The organism is Urechidicola sp. KH5, assembly GCF_054661455.1.
In genome coordinates this window covers 525,131-546,529 of record NZ_BAAFSW010000002.1, presented here as the reverse complement: position 1 = coordinate 546,529, position 21,399 = coordinate 525,131, and the positions used below count along the sequence as shown (strand labels likewise).

Annotated in this window: 18 protein-coding genes and 1 tRNA gene; 11 read left to right on the top strand and 8 right to left on the bottom strand. The window is 33.3% G+C overall.

The window, feature by feature from the left end:
- Nucleotides 1-302 precede the first annotated feature (302 nt).
- Nucleotides 303-376: transfer RNA gene (locus ACYQ5R_RS07095), tRNA-Asn, on the bottom strand.
- Between the two features lie 172 nt (nt 377-548).
- Between ACYQ5R_RS07095 and ACYQ5R_RS07090 the strand changes: the two genes are divergently transcribed.
- Together ACYQ5R_RS07090 and odhB are read left to right on the top strand one after the other, a co-directional pair.
- Nucleotides 549-3,284: a 2-oxoglutarate dehydrogenase E1 component gene (locus ACYQ5R_RS07090; protein WP_460190224.1), complete on the top strand. Its 2,736-nt coding sequence runs from the start codon at nt 549-551 to the stop codon at nt 3,282-3,284.
- Nucleotides 3,285-3,328: 44 nt separating this feature from the next.
- A complete protein-coding gene (odhB, locus tag ACYQ5R_RS07085) occupies nt 3,329-4,540 on the top strand; it encodes a 2-oxoglutarate dehydrogenase complex dihydrolipoyllysine-residue succinyltransferase (protein WP_460190223.1) in 1,212 nt (403 codons plus the stop codon).
- 73 nt (nt 4,541-4,613) lie between these two features.
- Here the strand turns inward: odhB and ACYQ5R_RS07080 are convergent, their stop codons facing one another.
- The 4 genes from ACYQ5R_RS07080 to ACYQ5R_RS07065 all read right to left on the bottom strand — a co-directional run bounded on the left by ACYQ5R_RS07080 (nt 4,614) and on the right by ACYQ5R_RS07065 (nt 7,618).
- Complete coding sequence (locus tag ACYQ5R_RS07080; RefSeq protein WP_460190222.1) at nt 4,614-5,687, bottom strand: coiled-coil domain-containing protein; 1,074 nt, start codon at nt 5,685-5,687, stop codon at nt 4,614-4,616.
- 38 nt (nt 5,688-5,725) lie between these two features.
- Nucleotides 5,726-6,478, bottom strand: coding sequence for a hypothetical protein (locus tag ACYQ5R_RS07075; protein ID WP_460190221.1), 753 nt, complete (start codon nt 6,476-6,478; stop codon nt 5,726-5,728).
- Nucleotides 6,465-7,028 carry an RNA polymerase sigma factor gene (locus ACYQ5R_RS07070; RefSeq protein WP_460190220.1) on the bottom strand — a complete coding sequence of 188 codons (564 nt, stop codon included), beginning with the start codon at nt 7,026-7,028 and terminating at the stop codon, nt 6,465-6,467. The genes ACYQ5R_RS07075 and ACYQ5R_RS07070 overlap by 14 nt, the downstream gene beginning before the upstream one ends.
- A gap of 134 nt (nt 7,029-7,162) precedes the next feature.
- On the bottom strand, nt 7,163-7,618 hold the full coding sequence (locus ACYQ5R_RS07065; RefSeq protein ID WP_460190219.1) for a retropepsin-like aspartic protease family protein: 456 nt from the start codon (nt 7,616-7,618) through the stop codon (nt 7,163-7,165).
- A 35-nt stretch (nt 7,619-7,653) separates the two neighbouring features.
- Between ACYQ5R_RS07065 and ACYQ5R_RS07060 the strand changes: the two genes are divergently transcribed.
- The 4 genes from ACYQ5R_RS07060 (at nt 7,654) to ACYQ5R_RS07045 (ending at nt 12,876) form a co-directional block, all read left to right on the top strand.
- Nucleotides 7,654-8,421: a TatD family hydrolase gene (locus ACYQ5R_RS07060; RefSeq protein ID WP_460190218.1), complete on the top strand. Its 768-nt coding sequence runs from the start codon at nt 7,654-7,656 to the stop codon at nt 8,419-8,421.
- Nucleotides 8,411-8,899 carry a methylated-DNA--[protein]-cysteine S-methyltransferase gene (locus ACYQ5R_RS07055; RefSeq protein ID WP_460190217.1) on the top strand — a complete coding sequence of 163 codons (489 nt, stop codon included), beginning with the start codon at nt 8,411-8,413 and terminating at the stop codon, nt 8,897-8,899. Before ACYQ5R_RS07060 ends, ACYQ5R_RS07055 begins: the two co-directional genes overlap by 11 nt.
- 32 nt (nt 8,900-8,931) lie before the next feature.
- Nucleotides 8,932-12,309 (top strand): hypothetical protein, encoded by a 3,378-nt coding sequence (locus ACYQ5R_RS07050; protein WP_460190216.1) that lies wholly within the window; start codon nt 8,932-8,934, stop codon nt 12,307-12,309.
- 69 nt (nt 12,310-12,378) lie between these two features.
- A complete protein-coding gene (locus ACYQ5R_RS07045) occupies nt 12,379-12,876 on the top strand; it encodes a DUF3575 domain-containing protein (protein WP_460190215.1) in 498 nt (165 codons plus the stop codon).
- 54 nt (nt 12,877-12,930) lie between these two features.
- Here the strand turns inward: ACYQ5R_RS07045 and ACYQ5R_RS07040 are convergent, their stop codons facing one another.
- On the bottom strand, nt 12,931-14,472 hold the full coding sequence (locus ACYQ5R_RS07040) for a glycine--tRNA ligase (RefSeq protein ID WP_460190214.1): 1,542 nt from the start codon (nt 14,470-14,472) through the stop codon (nt 12,931-12,933).
- A 99-nt stretch (nt 14,473-14,571) separates the two neighbouring features.
- Nucleotides 14,572-15,453, bottom strand: a complete 882-nt coding sequence (locus tag ACYQ5R_RS07035) for a hypothetical protein (protein ID WP_460190213.1) — start codon at nt 15,451-15,453, stop codon at nt 14,572-14,574.
- Between the two features lie 156 nt (nt 15,454-15,609).
- On the opposite strand from ACYQ5R_RS07035, the gene ACYQ5R_RS07030 reads away from it, so the two are divergent.
- The 3 genes from ACYQ5R_RS07030 (at nt 15,610) to ACYQ5R_RS07020 (ending at nt 18,871) form a co-directional block, all read left to right on the top strand.
- Nucleotides 15,610-16,299, top strand: coding sequence for a ComF family protein (locus ACYQ5R_RS07030; RefSeq protein ID WP_460190212.1), 690 nt, complete (start codon nt 15,610-15,612; stop codon nt 16,297-16,299).
- A 51-nt stretch (nt 16,300-16,350) separates the two neighbouring features.
- Entirely contained in the window at nt 16,351-17,958 is a 1,608-nt protein-coding gene (locus ACYQ5R_RS07025; RefSeq protein ID WP_460190211.1) for an Ig-like domain-containing domain, read from the top strand.
- Nucleotides 17,959-18,031: 73 nt separating this feature from the next.
- Nucleotides 18,032-18,871, top strand: a complete 840-nt coding sequence (locus ACYQ5R_RS07020; protein WP_460190210.1) for a THC0290_0291 family protein — start codon at nt 18,032-18,034, stop codon at nt 18,869-18,871.
- Here the strand turns inward: ACYQ5R_RS07020 and ACYQ5R_RS07015 are convergent.
- Nucleotides 18,868-19,323 (bottom strand): DinB family protein, encoded by a 456-nt coding sequence (locus ACYQ5R_RS07015; RefSeq protein ID WP_460190209.1) that lies wholly within the window; start codon nt 19,321-19,323, stop codon nt 18,868-18,870. The two genes, ACYQ5R_RS07020 and ACYQ5R_RS07015, sit on opposite strands and share 4 nt — an antisense overlap.
- A 46-nt stretch (nt 19,324-19,369) precedes the next feature.
- On the opposite strand from ACYQ5R_RS07015, the gene ACYQ5R_RS07010 reads away from it, so the two are divergent.
- Together ACYQ5R_RS07010 and ACYQ5R_RS07005 are read left to right on the top strand one after the other, a co-directional pair.
- A complete protein-coding gene (locus ACYQ5R_RS07010) occupies nt 19,370-19,723 on the top strand; it encodes an arsenate reductase family protein (RefSeq protein WP_460190208.1) in 354 nt (117 codons plus the stop codon).
- 40 nt (nt 19,724-19,763) lie between these two features.
- Complete coding sequence (locus tag ACYQ5R_RS07005; RefSeq protein WP_460190207.1) at nt 19,764-21,398, top strand: hypothetical protein; 1,635 nt, start codon at nt 19,764-19,766, stop codon at nt 21,396-21,398.
- Nucleotide 21,399: the final 1 nt, after the last annotated feature.

Below are 21,399 nucleotides of genomic sequence, written 5' to 3'. Positions count from 1 at the left end.
ATTACCTATTAAGTTTTAACCATTTTATCGGTAAACCAAAAGATTTAAGAATATTACTTGCCGCATTCACAAAATTACAAAATAATTTTGCATTTCCCTACCAGTATGTTTAAGTTAACATTAAAAAAATAAAAAATAAAACAAACTTAAAAAGTTCATAAAAATACGAATGAAACTAGAACCCTACGAGCATTAATACATAACTTAATCAAATCCCATTCATTTAAAAAATAAATCAAATACTATATGCTGTTTAAACAAAAAAGTCATCCAATTTCTTGAATGACTTTTGCTTTTTACAGCTCCCCCTCTTGGGCTCGAACCAAGGACCCTCTGATTAACAGTCAGATGCTCTAACCAACTGAGCTAAGGAGGAATGTTTCCGTTGTTAAATTCGGTGTGCAAATATATATCTTTTTATAGTTTCACCAAACAAATTTTAAAAAAAATATTTAGGCTTAAATCAAGCTAAAAATATGGGGCTATAAATTAAGAAGTTGTATTTTTGTTCCTGTTTTAAATAAAACATTTTTAGCACGAAAAATCATATGGACAAGTTTTCATTTTTAAATGCAGTTCATTCAGAGTTTATCTCTGATTTATACGACCAGTATTTGGTAAACCCAGATGCGGTTGAACCAACATGGAGAAGCTTTTTTCAAGGTTATGATTTAGCCAATGAAAATTATAGCATAGATGGCGAAGAAATTGAAGTAGAAGTTCCCGAGCAGGTTCATAAAGAATTTCGTGTTTTAGACATGATTAACGGTTACCGTACTAGAGGGCATTTATTTACTAAAACTAACCCAGTTAGAAATCGCAGAACTTATAGACCTACGCTTGAACTTTCTAATTTTGGTTTATCAGAAAATGATTTAGACACAACCTTTAATGCTGGAGATGTTCTAGGTTTAGGTAGTACTTCTCTTAAAAATATTGTTCACCACCTAGAATTGATTTATTGCGATTCTATTGGTGTAGAATATATGTATATTAGAAATCCAGAAGTGATTAAATGGTGGCAAGAGCAGTTAAATAAAAATGACAATCACAAGCAATTTTCTGATGATGCTAAAAAATATATTCTTTCGAAGCTAAACCACGCTGTTACTTTTGAGAATTTCTTACAAACAAAATATGTTGGTCAAAAACGTTTTTCATTAGAAGGAGGCGAATCATTAATTCCAGCAATTAGTGTTGCTCTATATGATGCTGTAAAAGATTTTGATGTCAAAGAAGCCGTTATTGGTATGGCCCATAGAGGTAGGCTTAGTACCTTGGTAAATATTTTCCGTAAACCAATGAATGAGCTATTTAGTGAATTTGAAGGAAAAGATTTTGAAGACGAAAATATTGATGGTGATGTTAAATATCACCTTGGTCTTACACTTGATAAAACTTATCAAAACGGAAAGACGATAAAAATGAACTTGGTTCCTAACCCATCGCACCTAGAAACTGTTGCACCGGTTGCAGAAGGAATTACAAGAGCAAAAATAGATAAAGACTACAAAGGCGACGATTCTAAAATCTTACCTATTGTAGTACATGGTGATGCTGCTATTGCTGGTCAAGGTATAGTGTACGAAGTTGCTCAAATGAGTCAATTAAACGGTTATAAAACTGGTGGTACAATTCATATTGTTGTAAACAACCAAATCGGATTTACAACCAATTATTTAGATGCCCGATCAAGTACGTATTGTACAGACGTTGCTAAGGTTACCTTATCACCTGTTCTTCACGTAAACGCAGACGATGCTGAGGCGGTTGTTCATGCTGTTGAATTAGCGGTTAGATACCGTATGAAATTCAAAAAAGACATTTATATCGATTTATTAGGATACCGTAAATATGGTCATAATGAAGGTGATGAACCTCGTTTCACACAGCCTAAATTATACAAGGCTATTTCTAAACACGATAATCCTTTAAAAATATATACCGATAAGTTAATTGCTGAAGGTACTATTGATAGCAATTATGCTAAAAATATTGTAGCTGAATTTAAGGCTACTTTAGAAAGTGAGTATACCAAAGCAAAAGAATCTGATTCTTCTAAAGTGCGTGAATTCATGCAAGAACGTTGGGTAGGATTTGAACGTCAAAAATTAGACGGTATGTTGCAAGATCAGGAAACCGCATATCCCGAAAGCAACCTTAAAAATATTGCAAAAGTAGTTTCTACCGTTCCAGAAGGTGTGAAGTTTGTTCGTAAAGCTGAGCGAATTTTAAAAGGGAGAGAGAAAATGGTGTTTGAGACAGATACTTTAGACTGGGGTATGGCAGAAACTATGGCTTATGGTTCTTTATTAGAAGAAGGTTACGATGTTCGTATTACAGGTCAAGATGTAGAGCGTGGTACCTTTAGTCATCGTCATGCTATTTTGAGAGACGAAATTTCAGAGGAACGTATCAATCTTTTAAATACCAACTCAGAAAATAAAGGAGAAATGTACATCTACAACTCTCTTTTATCTGAATATGGTGTTTTAGGTTTTGATTATGGTTATGCCATGGCAAACCCGAATACCTTAACTATTTGGGAAGCGCAGTTTGGAGATTTTAGCAATGGTGCTCAAATTATTTTTGACCAATACCTTTCAGCTGCTGAAGATAAATGGAAAATGCAAAATGGTATTGTAGTTTTATTACCTCACGGTTACGAAAGTCAAGGATCTGAACACTCAAGTGCTCGTATGGAACGTTACTTACAATTGTGTGCAAACCACAATATGATTGTTGCAGACTGTACTACCCCTGCCAACTTTTTCCACTTGTTGCGTCGTCAAATGAAACGCGATTTTAGAAAACCATTGGTAGTGCTTACACCTAAGAGTTTATTGCGTCATCCAAAAGCAATCTCATCTATAAGTGAACTAGCAGAAGGTGGTTTTCAAGAAGTAATAGATGATACTATAGCACCTGAAAATGTAACTAAAATGGCTTTCTGTACAGGTAAATTCTATTATGATTTATTGGCAGAAAGAGAGAAATTAGACCGTAATGATGTTGCCCTAATTAGAATAGAGCAATTATTCCCATTACATCACGATAAAATCAAAGCAATTATGGATAAGTACCCGAACGTTAAAGAGTATGTTTGGGCACAAGAAGAACCAAAAAACATGGGAGCTTGGAGCTACATGTTACAACGCTTTGAATTGGCTCCTTTAAAAGTAGCCGCTAGAGATTTTGCTGCAGCACCTGCACCAGGTAATGGTGCACGTGATAAACGCAGACAACAACGAGTTATTGATAGTGTTTTTAGCACTGAATCATAAATAAATACGACAACAAATTAGGTTAGAAATAAAAAATTAAGACCATGATTTTAGAAATGAAAGTCCCTTCTCCGGGAGAGTCTATTACAGAAGTAGAAATTGCCACTTGGTTGGTAGAAGATGGTGATTATGTAGAAAAAGATCAAGCCATTGCCGAGGTAGATTCTGATAAGGCTACTTTAGAATTACCTGCTGAAGAAAGTGGTGTAATTACTTTAAAAGCAGAAGAAGGAGACGCCGTAGCAGTTGGTGCTGTGGTTTGTTTAATTGATATGGATGCTAAAAAACCTGAGGGGTCTGAAGATGCACCTGCCAAAGTAGAAGTAAAAGAAGAGGCTCCAGCAGCAAAAGCTGAAGCACCTGCTGCCGATACGTATGCAACAGGAAGCGCATCACCTGCAGCCAAAAAGATTTTAGCTGAAAAAAGTATTGCAGCTTCTGAAGTTAAGGGTACCGGAAAAGATGGTAGAGTTACTAAAGCTGATGCTATTAGCGCTGTACCTTCAATGGGTACACCTCCTGCTCATGGTACAAGAAACAGTGAACGCAAAAAACTTTCTATGCTACGCAGAAAAGTTGCACAGCGTTTGGTTTCTGTGAAGAATGAAACGGCTATGTTAACTACGTTTAACGAGATTAACATGCAACCTATTTTCGACTTACGTAGCGAATACAAAGAAGCATTTAAAGCAAAACACGGTGTTGGATTAGGCTTTATGAGTTTCTTTACACTAGCTGTTGTTCGTGCTTTAAAAATGTATCCAGATGTAAATTCGATGATTGATGGAGATTTTAAAATCTCTCACGATTTCCAAGATATCTCAATCGCCGTATCTGGACCAAAAGGATTAATGGTTCCTGTAATTAGAAATGCAGAAAACTTAACTTTTAGAGGTGTTGAAAGCGAAGTTAAACGTTTAGCCATTAGAGCACGTGATGGTCAAATTACTGTTGACGAAATGACTGGTGGTACATTTACAATTACCAATGGTGGTGTATTTGGATCTATGATGTCTACGCCAATTATTAACCCTCCTCAAAGTGGTATTTTAGGTATGCACAACATTGTTGAGCGTCCTGTTGCAGAAAATGGTCAAGTAGTGATTAGACCTATGATGTATGTAGCACTTTCTTACGATCACAGAATTATTGATGGTAGAGAATCTGTTGGTTTCTTAGTTGCTGTTAAAGAAGCATTAGAAAATCCAGTGGAGTTATTAATGAACGACGATCCAAAATCTGCATTGGAGATGTAAATTCAAACAATATATTTTAAAAAAAGCCCAAGTTTTAAACTTGGGCTTTTTTATTTATAATGAAAAACAAAGATTAATTCATATCAAATCGCAATCCTAAGGCCACTAAATTTTGATCTACTGATTGATTCTCAAAAATGGTAGATAATTCATATCTAGCATACAACCCTACATTACTAAAGGCAACGTATGTACTTAAACCATAAACCAAATCGCTTACATTGTATCCTTTTTTGATTTTATCCTTCCCTTTATCGCCCATATCATCTGTATACTTTAACTTTTGATAAGTGCCAATATTAAATCCAAAATAACCTCCTACACCCATTTTAAATTTATTTCGTGTACTATATCGTACATAAGAATCGGTTTGCGTTTTTCTAGACGGACCAAATTCTAAGTGCACTGGAAAAATTACATTGGTAATATTTAATTTGGCCTTCTTTAAGTTAAAAGGATGCTCTTCAAAAACGGTTTCATCTCCATTCTCAACAAAGTACATGTTGTCATCTAATTTTAAACCGTTCCATTGAAACGAAAAACCGTATTTAACACGCAATGCATTCGAACTGTTTAACAATCTGGTTTTCCATGCCCATCCTAGTTCAAAGTAACGAGACCCCCAAAACTTATATGGAGAATCATTAAAGCTCTCTCCTTCAATCACAGCATTATTCCACCCAAATGACACTACTAAATCACTTGTAGTTCTTCTATCATATTTAATAGGCTTGTCGTAATCATCATCTTTAAATCGAATACTAACTACATCATCTTCTTCTGCCACAACTGTAACTCCAAAGATTTTATATTCATCCATATAAGAATCTTCGTTTCGTTTTAAATAAGCAATTTTATTATCAATAATGGTTGTTCTATTTTCAATATTCAAGGCACGTCTTTGGGCAGCCTCCTGTTTTAATTTATCTGCCTCTTCTTGGCTAATTTCTCCTTTACTCAGTTTTGCATTAATCGCAGCCACTTCTTCTTTTAACAGTGCTTTTTCTTCTGCTTCAATTGCTGCTTTTTGTTTTTCTAAAACTTCTATTTTCTCTTCGTTTGCTTGAGTCTTTTCTTCCTCTTGAGCATACATTGTTGCACTTAAAAACAAGGCAATAAATAGCATATAATGTGTAATAGTACGCATAGTTTTCAATTTTAATTTTGATGTAAATGATTGGTTCTTTATTCGTTGCGATTGGCAACCGCATGTTTTACCGATTGGTAATTTTCTTTTAACATATTAAACAATTTGTCTCTAAATGTTGGATCGAGTTCTTCTTCAACTTCAAGCAAAAGTAAATGTGCATTGATATCTGCATCTGTTACCTGACCTTTTTTGGTGTCTAACTTATATTTAGCCATCAAAAGCAAAGTCTCAACCTCAGCATCTAAAACAGCTTCTTTTGAGTCTAAACTAGTTTCAGTATTTAAAGCTACAGCTTCCATTGGAACAGCACTTTCTACAACAGTCACTTTTTGAACTTCTTTTTCAACAAACTCTTTTGTTGCTGTTTTGACTACTGTGGCTTCTTCATTTCGCTCATAGCTTTCAACTACTGTTGCGACTTGCTGATTTTCTGTATCCGTAACGATCTGCTCCTCTTTTAATTCTAGAGTTTCAATTGGTGCTACTGCATCTGTTTGTGCAATTACTTCAACCGGTGTTTCGACTTCTTGAATTGGTGTTTCAAATTTTTCTGGAGTATCAACTATTGTCGGACTTATTGGATCTTGATCTCCAAAAACAGCGAAAGCCAACAATGTAATACCAACCATACTTGCCGCAATACCAAGCCACCAAAAGCGGCCCACAACCTTTTTTTTAGGACTCGTATTTAAAGAAGCTTCTAATGTACTCCAAGCATCTTGAGAAGGTACAATAGTGCGTTTCTCTAACGTGTTTTTTATGTCTTCTTCAAATTTATACGGTGCCATAACTAGTCGTGTTTAATGCCGTTAATTGCTGTTGCAATAATTTTCTTGCTTTAAATAACTGTGATTTAGAAGTCCCTTCGCTTATACCCAGCTCTTTAGCAATCTCATGGTGTTTATACCCCTCAATTGCATACATAACAAAAACAATTCTGTAACCATCTGGCAACTTATCTATCAACTGCTGAATTTGCGCAACATCCATAGCCGATTGAATATTATTTTCGTAAGAATGAGGTACGGTAACTTCTTCTACAGAAAACTCGATACGTTTCTGACTGCGTAAATACGAAATTGCCTCACGAGCCACAATACGTCTTATCCATCCTTCAAAACTTCCTGAACCTGAATATAAATCCAATTTAGTAAGCACTTTTAAAAAGCCGCTTAACATAACCGATTCTGCTGTTTGAACATCTTTAATATAATACCTACAAACACTTAGCATTTTAGACGCATACAAATCAAACAAACGCTTTTGCGCTTCTCTATCATTTTGCTTTGCTTTTTTAAGCAATGATTTTTGATTGCTATGCAATTGAATAATTTTCAAAATATTCAGTTGGTTTTGATCTTCACTTATAAAGACGGCGCACTTAAGAAAATGGTTGCCCGTGACTCATTTTTTTTTCAAAATTAATAAACTCGCTACTAAAAAGACGCTTCAACTCCTTATTAGTTACGCTTTTAATATTTGAAAACTAATCGTTTTAAATAAAGACGTTCTTTTTTGTAGTCTATAATCGCAGAACCTTTATCTAGAACATCTGCTCCAATTATACCATCTACAGTTTTTGCGCCATGGTTTAATAAAGCAGTATTTACATGCGCTAAATCAAAAATAATTAGGTTTAAATTTTCAAAAGCCCATTTACCAATTTTAATACTATTCTTTTTAGAGGCTTGTGTTTCCATATCTATAGCACCTGCACCTGCAGCCTTAATTTCAGAATCTGTAACCTCTAACTTAAACTTTTCAGAAACACTTATACCCAAGCAAGAATTAGAAGCTCCTGTGTCTAATATAAATCGACCTTTTACTCCATTTATTTTGGCCTTAATTTCTATATGGTTTGTTTTGGTTCGTTTAAAGTTTATAGCTATATAACCCTTTTTAGAAAGTATCTTTTTGAGGCTTGTCATTAAGTAGTATTTTTGCCTAAAAGTAACGAAAGCATATGAATATAACAGATACTCACACCCATTTGTACAGCTCACAATTCGATGAAGATAGATCGGTAATGATGCAAAGAGCTATAGATGCTGGAGTTCATCGTTTCTTTATTCCCGCAATTGATTCTGAATATACAAACCGTATGTACGATTTAGAAAAGGCCTATCCAAAAAATGTGTTTTTAATGATGGGGCTACATCCATGCTCGGTTGGAGAAAATTATTTAGAAGAATTAGCACATGTTAAAGAGCAATTTGACAAACGAGATTTTTATGCGGTTGGAGAAATTGGTATAGATCTATATTGGGATAAAACCTTTTTAAAACAACAACAAGAAGCTTTTAGAATTCAGATACAATTAGCAAAAGAAAAAGGACTACCAATTGTAATTCATTGTCGCGATGCTTTTGACGAAATCTTTGAAGTTTTAGAAACTGAAAAAGACGATAAACTCTTCGGAATATTCCATTGCTTTACTGGAACCAAAGAACAGGCAGAAAAGGCACTTTCTTTTAATATGAAATTAGGCATTGGTGGGGTGGCAACTTTTAAGAATGGTAAGATGGATAAATTTTTAAATGAAATTCCTTTAGAGCATATTGTTTTAGAAACAGATGCGCCATATTTAGCACCAAAACCCTATAGAGGCAAAAGAAACGAAAGTAGCTACTTGACCTATGTAATAGACAAATTAGTAGATATCTATGGAAAATCTTTCCAAGAAATTGCCGATATTACTACTCAAAATTCAAAAGCTATTTTTGGAATTTAAATCAGTGTACATAGAAACTCCATTAGGCATTGCTAAAATTAGTGGTGATCAAGAAGGTATTGCGGAAATATCTGTTCTAGAAGACGAACATACAACACCAACACCAATCAATGAAATGCCTAATTATTTGAAATTAGCCGCTATTCAATTAAAAGAATATTTTAATGGCTCGAGGACTTCATTTGATTTAAAGTTACAACCGCAAGGAACTCCATTCCAAAAAAAAGTATGGAACGCACTTTTAGACATTCCATATGGCCGCACTCGAACCTACAGCGAACAAACAAAACATTTAGGTGATATAAAAGCCATAAGAGCTGTAGCAAATGCAAATGGAAAAAATCCGTTATGGATTGTAGTTCCTTGCCACAGAGTTGTTGGATCTGATGGCTCTTTAACTGGATATGCGGGTGGAATATCGCGAAAGAAATGGTTATTAGAGCATGAAAGTGGTAGTAAACAGCAGTCTTTATTTTAAACTATTTTTGTGTTATTAGCGTTCATAACAACATGAAAAAGGTACTCCTTATTTTCTTTATTGTATTTAGCTGCTCACTTTGGGCGCAAAAAGAAGATAGTGTGTATCGAACTAAAACTTTTTTAGTTGCTAAAGACACTGTTCAAATAGACACCGTAAGCATAAATTCGAGCTTTATAAAGGTCTTTGATGATAACCAAAAAGAAGTGAATCCACTTCAATATAGAGTAAATTTTGCCGAAGCCTATTTAGTGATTGATGCTAATAATTACTCAGAGATTACAGTTAATTATTTAGCATTTCCAGAATTTATAACCAAAACCTACAGTGCCTACGACCCTAATATAATTGTTCCAGCTAGCAGCCCTAATGCAACATTATATTCTGTTAGGCCCCAAAAACAACAAAGCTTTTTTACTCCTTTTGAAGGGTTGCAATCAACTGGGAGTATTAGCAGAGGACTAACCATAGGTAACAATCAAGATGCCGTAGTAAACTCTGCTCTTGACCTGCAAATTGCAGGTAAATTATCTGATAAAGTCACATTAAGAGCCTCTATTACTGATAGTAACATACCCATTCAAGAAAATGGCTACACCCAACAATTAAATGAATTCGATCGCGTATTTATTGAATTGTACACGGAAAAATGGAAAATTACTGCTGGTGATGTTAACCTATATAACAACCAATCTTATTACGGCAGTTTCAATAAAAAAGTAGCAGGGATTGCCATAGATGCTACTCTAGACCATGGCACGGGCACCACCAAAGTATTTGCATCTGGAGCCTTGGTAAGAGGTAAATTTACTACCTATCGATTTGTGGGGCAAGAAAGTAATCAAGGTCCGTATCGATTGTTTGGACCAAATAACGAGCAGTATATTGTAATTATTTCTGGGAGTGAAACTGTTTATGTAAATGGTGTTCCTTTAACTCGCGGTGAAAACAATGATTATATTATAGACTACAACACTGCCGAAATTACGTTTACACCTACCTACCCTATTAATGCCAATATGCGAATTACTGTAGAATTTCAATATTCTGATGAGAACTACACTCGATTTGTTACACATGATGGCGCTTATTATGAAGGAGAAAAATTTGCAATTGGCGGTTCATATTATTTAGAAAGTGATTCTAAAAATCAACCATTACAACAAGATTTAACAGATGCACAAAAACAAATATTGGCCGATGCAGGGAATGACCCATTAAAAATGTTTGCTCCAAGTGATGCGCCAGATAGTTATTCTGAAAACAAAATTTTATACCGTAAAGAACTGATTGGCTCAGAAGAAGTTTTTGTGTATTCAAACAACCCAGATGACGAATTATTTAATGTACGATTCACAAATATTGGCAATAATAATGGAGCTTACATACTAGCTACAACCATTGCAACAGGTAAAGTATATGAATATGTGGGCGCTAATATGGGAGACTACGCACCATTAATTAGGTTGGTACCACCTGAAAAAACTCAGCTTATGATTGTTAATAGCAAATACTACCCTTCTGATAAGACCAATGTTGCTGCAGAAGTAGCCTTTAGTCAAAGAGATGCCAATCTCTTTTCTTCTATTGACAACGAAATGAATGATGGCGTTGCCATAAAAGCTAATTGGGATCAAACAATTCTTGATAGAGATTGGGACCTAAAAAGCAATCTAAATTTCGAGTTGTTAAGCGAGCATTTTCAAACCATTGAAAATTTCAGAAACATAGAATTTAATCGTGATTGGACTCTAATAAATCCCACAGGTCAACAGCAATTATTTAGTGGTAGTTTAGATTATAGTAACGACACTAACGGCTATATTAGATATGTTTTTGAATCGTTAAATTTTGATGACTCATTTGATGGAATTAGACATAGCGTTTTGAGCACATTAAATTTTGAACGTTTACAATTACGAGTTAATACAAGCCTTTTAAATAGCACATCCGAAATTAAAGAAAATGCTTTTTTTAGATTGTACAGCACTGCTAAGTACAGTTTTAATAAAAGTTGGGTAGGAGCTAAAATTGAGGCCGAAGATTCAGAGCGAACAATTGCTATAGACAATAGTATCTCTCCTTTAAGTCAGCGATTTCAAGATTATGAGGCCTTTTTTGGAATTGGAGATTCTACCAAGGTTTTTGTTGAGCTTGGTATAAATTTAAGAACCAATGACAGTTTGCACAATGGCACGTTACAAAAAGTGAGTGAAGCACAAACGTATTTTATCAATTCACAATTAATTCAAAAACAAAAAGCAAACCTGCGCTTATATGTGAACTACAGGAAAGTAAATAATACCTTTATAAACGATTCAGAAGCACTTAATTCAAGACTTGTTTACAATCAACAGTTGTTTAATAGAATTGTCAATTTAAGTACAGTTTATGAAACCGTTTCTGGAAGCCTACCACAGCAAGAATTTACCTATATAGAGGTAGAACCCGGACAAGGTTTTTACACATGGATAGATTACAATAGTAACGGAATTCAAGAATTAGATGAATTTGAAATTGCTCAATTTCCCGATGAAGCTACTTATCTTCGCGTAGCCTTACCCACCATAAATTATTTAGAAACCCATCAAACAAAGTTGAGTCAATCGGTTTTAGTGAACTTTCAGCAATGGCAAAATCAAAAAGGGTTTTTAAAAGGATTATCACATTTTCAAAATCAGACATTTTTATTACTAGATAACAAGCAAGAAAGACAAGACAACGGGTTTAATATGAATCCGTTTAAAACAGATAATTTACTCGCTTTGAATACCAATTTTAAAAACACCTTATTTTACAACAGAGGATTACAGAATTACTCTACTAATTATACCTATTTAAATACGCGAGTTAAAACTAATTTTACAGTAGACGAAGTAGACACTCAAATTACTGCTCATCAGATTCAATTTTTACATAAAATAGGAATGAATTGGCTTAGTGATATTAGAGCAACTTCTGGCACTCATGAAAACACCTCAGTAAATTACCCAAGTAGAAATTTTGATTTAAATACGTTGAGTGCCTTTCCTAAAATTTCGTACCTCTATAATCAGACAACCACCTTAGATTTTTTCTATGAATTTCAATTAAAAGAGAATACCGTTGGCAATTTAGAGCAGTTAGAATCACATAAATTGGGAGTTGCCTTTAAAGCTTCAAATCAAAAGCGTACTTCTATTTCAGCTGACTTCAATTTTTTAATCAACAATTTTGATGGCAATCAACAAAGCCCTGTTGCATATCAAATGCTAGAAGGTTTGCAACCTGGCAATAACCTCACTTGGAGCGTTTTGTGGCAACAGCGACTCACTAATTTTTTAGATCTTAATTTGAGCTATCTCGGAAGAAAAAGTGAAGAAACTGGTGCGATTCACACAGGCACTGTCCAGTTGAGAGCAAATTTTTAAAAATGGTATTAAGTTTGCACGCAACCAAAGAGTAAAATTATCATCTTATCAACATAACCTAAAATACCTATGAAAAAAACGTTATTGCCCCTCGTATTATTTTGTACAGTTTTGACAATAAATGCTCAGAATAATGACTTTGAAAAATCATCTCCCAAACAAGCCAAACACGAAATCAAACTAAACGCTTTGTACTCACTTTTGGCCATTCCTGAAATTTCTTATGAATATCTATTAAATGAAGATTCTGCCTTAGGCGCTTCTGTATTGCTTGCTTTAAATGATGATACCGATTTAAATTTTGCGTTTACACCTTATTATAGATTCTATTTTGGTGATAAACCAACTGCAGGATTTTTTATTGAAGGTTTTGGAATGTACTCTACTCGAGACGATTATGATATTGTTACGAATGATTTTGCCCTTGGTTTAGGATTGGGTGGGAAATTTCTATCTAAAAATGGTTTTGTTGGAGAACTTTATGTTGGAGTTGGCAGAAACCTATTTGGCAATCACGATATCGAAGGAATCCCTAGAATTGGAATAAGCATTGGAAAACGATTTTAATAAAAAAGCCTTACAGAAGTAAGGCTTTTTTCTATAATTTATATAGGCAATAGTTTACATTTTTTGTAACCAGTTTCGCATTGACACTTCTTCACCAATAATACTTCTCAATTCTGAAATTGGCACTCTCTTTTGTTCCATAGTATCTCTGTGACGAATCGTAACCGAATTGTCCTCTAATGTATCGTGATCAACTGTGATACAAAATGGAGTACCAGCAGCATCTTGTCTACGGTAACGTCTACCAACTGCATCTTTCTCATCATATCCAACAGCAAAATCCCACTTCAAGTCGTCTACTATTTTACGGGCAATAACGGGCAACCCGTCTTTCTTTACCAATGGCAATACTACAGCTTTTGTAGGCGCTAAAACAGCAGGTAATTTAAGAACTGTGCGTGTTGTGCCGTTTTCTAACTCCTCTTCTTGTAACGAATTAGAGAAAACAGCCAAAAACATTCTATCTAAACCAATCGAAGTTTCCAATACGTATGGCGCATACGATTTATTCTCTTGGTGATCGAAGTATTGTAATTTTTTACCAGAAAATTCTTCGTGTTGCGATAAATCAAAATCTGTTCGAGAATGAATTCCTTCGAGTTCTTTAAACCCGAACGGAAATCTAAACTCAATATCCGATGCTGCATCAGCATAATGCGCCAATTTTTCATGATCATGAAAACGATAATTATCTTTACCCATTCCTAAAGATAAGTGCCATTTTAATCGAGCCTCTTTCCAGTGCTCGTACCACTCTTTTTGAGTTCCTGGCTTTATAAAGAATTGCATTTCCATTTGTTCAAACTCTCGCATTCTAAAAATAAATTGTCTAGCTACAATTTCGTTTCTAAATGCCTTACCTGTTTGAGCAATACCAAAAGGAATCTTCATACGTCCTGTTTTCTGAACGTTTAAGAAATTTACAAAAATACCCTGCGCTGTCTCTGGTCTAAGATATAAATCCATCGCACTTTCAGCAGATGCACCAAGTTTTGTGCCGAACATTAAGTTAAACTGCTTTACATCTGTCCAGTTTTTAGAACCAGATAATGGACAAGCAATTTCTAACTCTTCAATTAAAGCTTTTACATCTGCTAAATCTTCTTTCTCTAAAGATTGGCCCATGCGCTTTAATATGGTATTTCCTTTTTCTTTATAACCTAAAACTCTGGGGTTGGTGGCTAAAAATTGCTCTTTGTCAAAAGCCTCTCCGAAACGTTTAGCTGCTTTTTTTACCTCCTTTTCAATTTTAGCATCTAATTTACCAACGTAATCTTCTATTAAAACGTCAGCTCTATATCGTTTTTTAGAATCTTTATTATCAATTAATGGATCGTTAAAAGCATCAACGTGCCCAGAAGCTTTCCAAGTGGTTGGATGCATAAAAATTGCAGCGTCAATTCCTACAATATTCTCATTCATTTGCACCATGGCTTTCCACCAATATTCTCTAATATTCTTCTTTAACTCTACACCATTTTGAGCATAGTCGTAAACTGCACTCAAACCGTCATAAATCTCACTACTTTGAAATACATATCCGTACTCCTTTGCGTGAGATATTACTGCTTTAAATTTATCTTCTTGTTTTGCCATGCTGCAAAAATAATAAAGGTTTTAAGATTAGAGGTATGAACATAAAAAAAGTGGCTTAAGCGCAAACAAAAGCCACCAATTTGTATATTTCTACCGAATTTATTTTAATACAAATCCACCAACAGCTACCAATCTATCTTCTAAATAAATGTTTACTGTATGTGTACCTTTCTGCATTTCTTTTCTGTCTACTTTGATTAAAGAAATAACATCTTGGTTTTTATTTGCATAATCTACAGATGTAGCATCTGAATAGTCAAAATTTGTTCCATCAGAAGTTGTAGAATTTCCAACAATATTTAATACTTCTCCTTTTGGATTTAACAATTGAATCTGCACTTGTTTAGTAGCGGCCTCTGTTAATGCATTTTCTGCAATTGTAAATTGAATTCTCAGGGCATCAGTTCTATTAGCTCTTGTAGTTTCAACCATTTTCCCACTACTCTTCTCTTTTAAAGTACTTACGATTAAACTATTTGCTTGTAACTGTGCGCCAACTGCCACTTTACCATTTAAGGTTTCATTTTGCGAATTAATAGAATCTAGAGCCGAATTCTGAGTAGCAATAACGCCTTCAGCACTTTCTAAATCTTGTTCTAAAATTTGCGTTGCGATTCTAAGTGAATCGTTTAAACGAAACAATTCTTTATTTGAGGCCTCAAGATCCTCTATTTTAGACCTGTAACGTTTAATAATACTATAATTAGTACTCCTTAGGTTTTTTACAGAATCGCGCAATAAAATAATGTCTTCACGTTCTAATTTTAACTCTTCACTCAACTCAGAGTTTTCTGCAATTGCAGCATCATACTTCGCAACCATTTCATCTAAGTTATTTTGAATGGTTACTTTTTCTTCTTCTAAAAAGTTGTTTGAAGCATTTAACTGATTATTTTGATAGATGGTATAAACTCCAAGACTTACCAAAAGTAAAAGCAAAATACCAACAACAATTTTTCTTTGTGATTTAGTATCTTCCATGATTAAAATGAATTATTTAGGGTTAATTATAACAAATGTGCAAATTTAATTGAAATTATATGACTACCCTATTATTTTTATGATTTTCCCATCATTTGGAGTCTCTTCAAAAATCACCTAAATCATTAAATAATTGTAACTTACAAACAAAAAGCTATGTTGACTATTGCTAAGAATATAGTTGCATTATTTTTCCCAAAATTGTGCTATTCGTGCGAACAAACATTGATGAAGAGTGAATTACTGATATGTACTAACTGTCGCAACGAAGTACCCTTAACTAATTTTAGTAACTGCACTGGAAATTTAATAGAAAAACGACTCTATGGAATTTTTGAATTGCAAGAAGCAACCGCCTTATTTTTCTTTCACAAAAATCATATAGTTCAAAAAGTAATACACCAATTAAAATATAGAGGACACGAAAATATTGGCGATTTATTAGGAAATTGGCTTGGATATGAGATGTTAAAAAGTAATCGATTTAAAACAATTGATGTAATTGTGCCTGTACCTTTACACCCTGCCAAGTTGAAAAAACGGGGATACAATCAATTAACTCTTTTTTGCAAGGCTTTGTCAAAGCTATTAAATGCTCCAATAAACACTTCTACACTTATCAAAACGAAACAACGAGTTAGTCAAACCAAACGAACAAAATTTAATCGGTGGGAAAATGCGGATAAACAATTTGAAATTACAAATACTTCAGAATTGCGCGGGATGCACGTACTATTAATCGACGACATAATTACAACTGGAGCAACTATTACTAATTGCGCAAACGCCTTATTCAAAATATCAGAAATTAAGTTAAGTATTGCTGTTATGGCTTATACCGAATAAAAGCTTTACAAAAGCCAAAAAAAATGGTTTCTTTGTAACAAATTTAGCTGTATGATTTTTAAACTTAACAATTGGTTTTATGTGGCCGTTGTATTACTATTATTAGCCAGTTGTGCGAGAAGAGGTAGACCTTCTGGGGGACCTAAAGATGAATTGCCACCTATTGTAATTACAGCTAAACCAGAACATTTAAGTATTAATTTTGATGAAGAAAAAATTAGAATAAGTTTTGACGAATACATTAAATTAAAAGATATTAATCAACAGCTTGTTGTATCTCCACCATTAGAAAATCAACCAATAATTACACCTGTTGGAACGGCTAGTCAAGATATAAATATTAGAATTACAGATACCCTTAAACCAAATACTACATACACATTTAATTTTGGCAATAGTGTGGTAGATAACAACGAGGAAAATCCGTTAGCACAGTTTAAATATATTTTTTCAACAGGAGACTATATAGATTCTTTGTCCATTTCAGGCCGAATATCTGATGCATTCAATCTAGAATCAGAGAAAAATGTATCTGTTCAGTTATACGAAATAACTGAAGAATTTTCTGATTCCATCATATACAAAGAACGTCCTAGTTATGTTGCAAACACATTAGACAGTATTGCTTTTGAACTTACAAACTTAAAAGAAGGCACTTATTTAATGGTCGCAATAAAAGATGTAAGTCGGAACTATAAATTTGATGCAAAAGTTGACAAAATTGGCTATCACCCAACCTATATTACAATTCCGAATGATACTATATTTGAGTTAACATTATTTAATGAAGTTTTACCATTTCGTTTTATAAGACCTTCTGAAAACAAAATGGGGCAATTATATTTTGGATATGAAGGAGATCCCACTGGAGCTTCAATTAAATTGTTATCTCCACCAGACAGCATTTTTAATTCTCATATTGTTTTTGAAAAAGATAAAGATACTTTGAGTTATTGGTACACTCCAATAAACGCTGATTCTTTACTTTTTGAGGTTTCTAAAAATGAATATTTAGATACACTTAAAGTCTTTTTGAGGAAAAAAGAGCGCGATTCATTGCGTATTTCTCAAGTTACATCTGGAGTTTTAAGTTTAAAGGACACCTTTTCGATTTCCTCCAATGTACCCATGTTAAATATCAGAAAATCTCAAATATCAATTCTAGATAAAGATTCATTACCTGTAAATTTCACAATGCATTTGTCTTCCTCTAAACAAGAGTTAAAATTAAATTTCGATAAAAACTTTGAAGAGAATTACAACCTTCGCTTTTTACCTAATGCTATTGAAGATTTGTTTGGCGACACCAATGATACATTAAATATGACTGCAAGAACAGGAACACTAGATATGTATGGCACCATTCAATTAAATATGCAAAATGCAGCTTCTTACCCATATATTCTGGAACTATTAAACAGTAAGCAAGAAATAATAGAACAAATTTATGTAAGAGAAAATAACCGTTTCAAATTTGAATACCTGACTCCAGACAACTATCAATTTAGAGTTATTTACGACACAAATGAAAATGGCATTTGGGATACCGGTAATTTTTTAAAGCGCATCAAACCTGAAAAAGTCGTTTATAGAAAAGGGGAGATAGAGATAAAACCTAATTGGGAGCAAATCGAAGATTTTAATTTAAATTTAAAATAACAATAAAGAATTTAATAAAACGTTGTATGTTTGATAGATTTTGCTACTTTTGTTGACAAGAAAAAAATATTTTTTGATTAATAGTACAAAAATACTAACCCCAATACTACTCATTATTTTTGTTTGCAATAATCTGCATGCACAAGACTGGAATAGACATGGAAAAGTTACTCACGAAATTGGAGTGAGTATAGGTGTTCCATTTTTTTCTACTGATTATGGAGAGCGATATGAAACTCAAAGTAGTGGAGCAGGAAATACTGGTTTTGGAATTAGCGCAATACATTATTTTACCTTAGCGGATTACAGATATCGTTGGAATCAGAGACATAGTTTCTTTAGGGATCACTTTAGATTTAGAACAGAATTATCTTATTATCAAGCTAAATTAGAGCATTTTGGGCAGTATGTTGATGATAGCCAAACCTCTGATCAAGCAGATCGATTACGTGCACATACAGGAGAGGCCAAAACTATTAATTTTGGTACACAAGCAGAGTACCACTTTGTAAATATTACAGATTTTGGTTCTAGACGAAATCCTAAACTACGCTTCTCACCTTATTTAAGTATTGGTATAATGGCAACTTATTATAATCCATCAATCGAAACCACTTATGGTGATGGTGACTGGGAAAGCAATTACGACTTATTGTATCAGAAATGGGCGAATCCAGCTTATGTAAGCACTGATGCAGGTTTTACAGGAACACTTACTTCTAGTTTAGGTTCTCGAATTAAGTTGGGTGAATACTCAGACGTTTTCTTAGAAGGAAAATGGCACTACTATTTTAATGATTGGATTGACGGATTAAATGCCACAGGACCTGATGTCAATGGTACCGATCCAAATAATAAATATAACGATTGGAGTTTATTTGTAAACTTTGGCTTTATCTATTATCTTAATTAAACCAATTTTCTGAGAGCTAATATACACCCTAAGTGTATACCTTCATGAAAATTGTTAAATCCAATTGCCTTTTCTACAGAATCTAAAGTTACTTCGACACTAGTGGTATAAACATTATAGTTATTCAATAAACCATTAGAATAATCTTTTTCAAGTTGCTCTGGTAAAGATTTGAAGAATTGTAAAACTTGATCTAATTCTTCTTGTGACATCAACTTTATTGGTGCAGTACCTTTTTTATAGGTTTCAATAAAGGTATCGTCAACCAACATTTTATTGCCTGAATTAAAATAACAAAGTAACTGCTGAGTAGCAACCAAATGGGCAAGATTCCAAGCAATATTATTTTTAAATCCTTGTGGTATTGTATTTAATTGTTCTAAGGTTAAACCTGAAACTATTTTAGTTATTAAGGCTCTATTTTTATGAAGTATATCAAACTGATCTTGCATATCTCATTTTTTTGATAAATGTACACAAACTGATTATTTTTAACTCATGAAAAAAATTTACTTTTTAAAAACCTGTGATACCTGTTCAAGAATTCTTAAATCTTTAAATATTGACGGTATAGAGCTTCAAGAAATTAAATCTAATCCTGTTACTGTTCAACAATTAGAAGAAATGTATACTTTAACAGATTCTTATGAAAGTTTATTTAATAAACGTGCAAAGAAGTACAAGCAAATGAATCTTAAAAACCAAAATCTTTCTGAGAAAGAGTATAGAAGATTACTGTTAGACGAGTATACGTTTCTCAAAAGACCTGTGGCAATAATTAGAAACAATATTTTTATAGGCAACAGCAAAAAAAATGTCGAGGCATTGCAATTAGCTCTTAAAAGTGAATAGTTAATTTAATTTATTACCTTTATATAGCTAACGCATAGCTATGCCCAACAGTCTATTTTCAAATAAAAGAGTAAGAATACTTGCAATACTATTGCTACTCATTCTATTAACAGATATTGCAGTCTCCGTATTTATCAAACAAAAATTACAGTCGATTCTTAAGCAGAATCCTATTACAAATTACACCGTTTCAGTCTCAGATGTTTCTTTTAAATTTATTCAACGTAATATAACTCTTAAAGACATTAAGTTTACTCCTAAGAGTAAAGCCTTACTCAATTTGATGGAGAAAGATCTCGATAAAAACAATCTTGATAAAATTTCAGCTAAATACATCTCAATAAATAACATTAGCTTCTTCGACTTTTTGTTTCATAAAGAAATAAATATAGGTGAATTAGCAGTAAATGGATTAAAGTTCTATAAATTCAAAAATTCAGAATCAAAAATTAAAAAATCGGGAATAAAAATTAAGCTTGATAGTATACCAATTAAAGACATTAATGGTCTAGAAGTAAAGAAATTTACTTTTAATGAAGCGCAATTTGAATCCTTCGATTTCAACAGTAATCAAATTACTTTTACAAGTGTACCACTAGATTTAAAAATGGGTGGTTTAAAATTAACCCCTAATGGGAAGAACTATTTTAAACTTGAAGTATTAGGAAAATCATTTGCTATAAAAGGTATTGGATTTGACAATATAGATTATCAATTCAAACTCAATTCTTTTGAATACGACAATACCAAAAATATTTGGGACCTCAAAAAGCTAAGTATTCATCCAAAAACAGACAAATTTAAACTCGCCACAACTAAAAAACATAATGATGATATAATAGATGTAGATATCCAAAAAATTCAATTATACAATTTTAATATAGAGAATTTAATAAATGGCAATGGGGTTTTTATAGATAGTGTTTCTTTGGAAAAAGCTGACATAACTATTTTTAAAGACAAGCGCAAACCATTTAATGAAAGTAAAAGACCTGGCTTACCTCACATTAAATTAAAACAATTGAAACTTCCATTATTGATAAAAAATGTTGCCTTAGTAGATTGCAGCATTTTAGTTCAAGAAAAATTAGCCGAAAAAGACATATTGATGGAGGTCCCAATTAACCAGATTAATGCATCTATTTCTAATGTAAGTTCAATTGCGAAATATAGAAAAGCACCCATTATAGCAGATATTAATGCATTGCTTATGAAATCAGGTAAAATTCATGCAAAGGCATCATTTAACATGCAAGACAACAACCACCGCTTTTATTTTAATGGAACTTTAAGCAAATCAAAATTAGAACTCTTTGACTCTGCACTTTTTCCTGCATTAGGCTTAAAAGTTATAAAGGGAGAATTAGACCATTTAAGTTTTCAAGGATCTGCCAATTCGATTTCTTCAGAAGGTAGTATGACCATGCTTTATCATGACTTAGAGGCTGAAATCTTTAAATCAAATTCTCTAGAAGAAAATAAATTCTTATCCTGGGGTGTCAATTCTTTGATTCATGAATCCAATCCAAAAAAAGGAAAAGAACCTAGAGAAGTTATCATGCAATTTGAACGCGTGCCCTATAAAGGTTTGGGTAATTACTTCTGGAAAACCATTCAGTCTGGATTAGTAAACACACTAAATCCGGTTGGTAAAAAAGTGAAAAAGAAAAAATAAA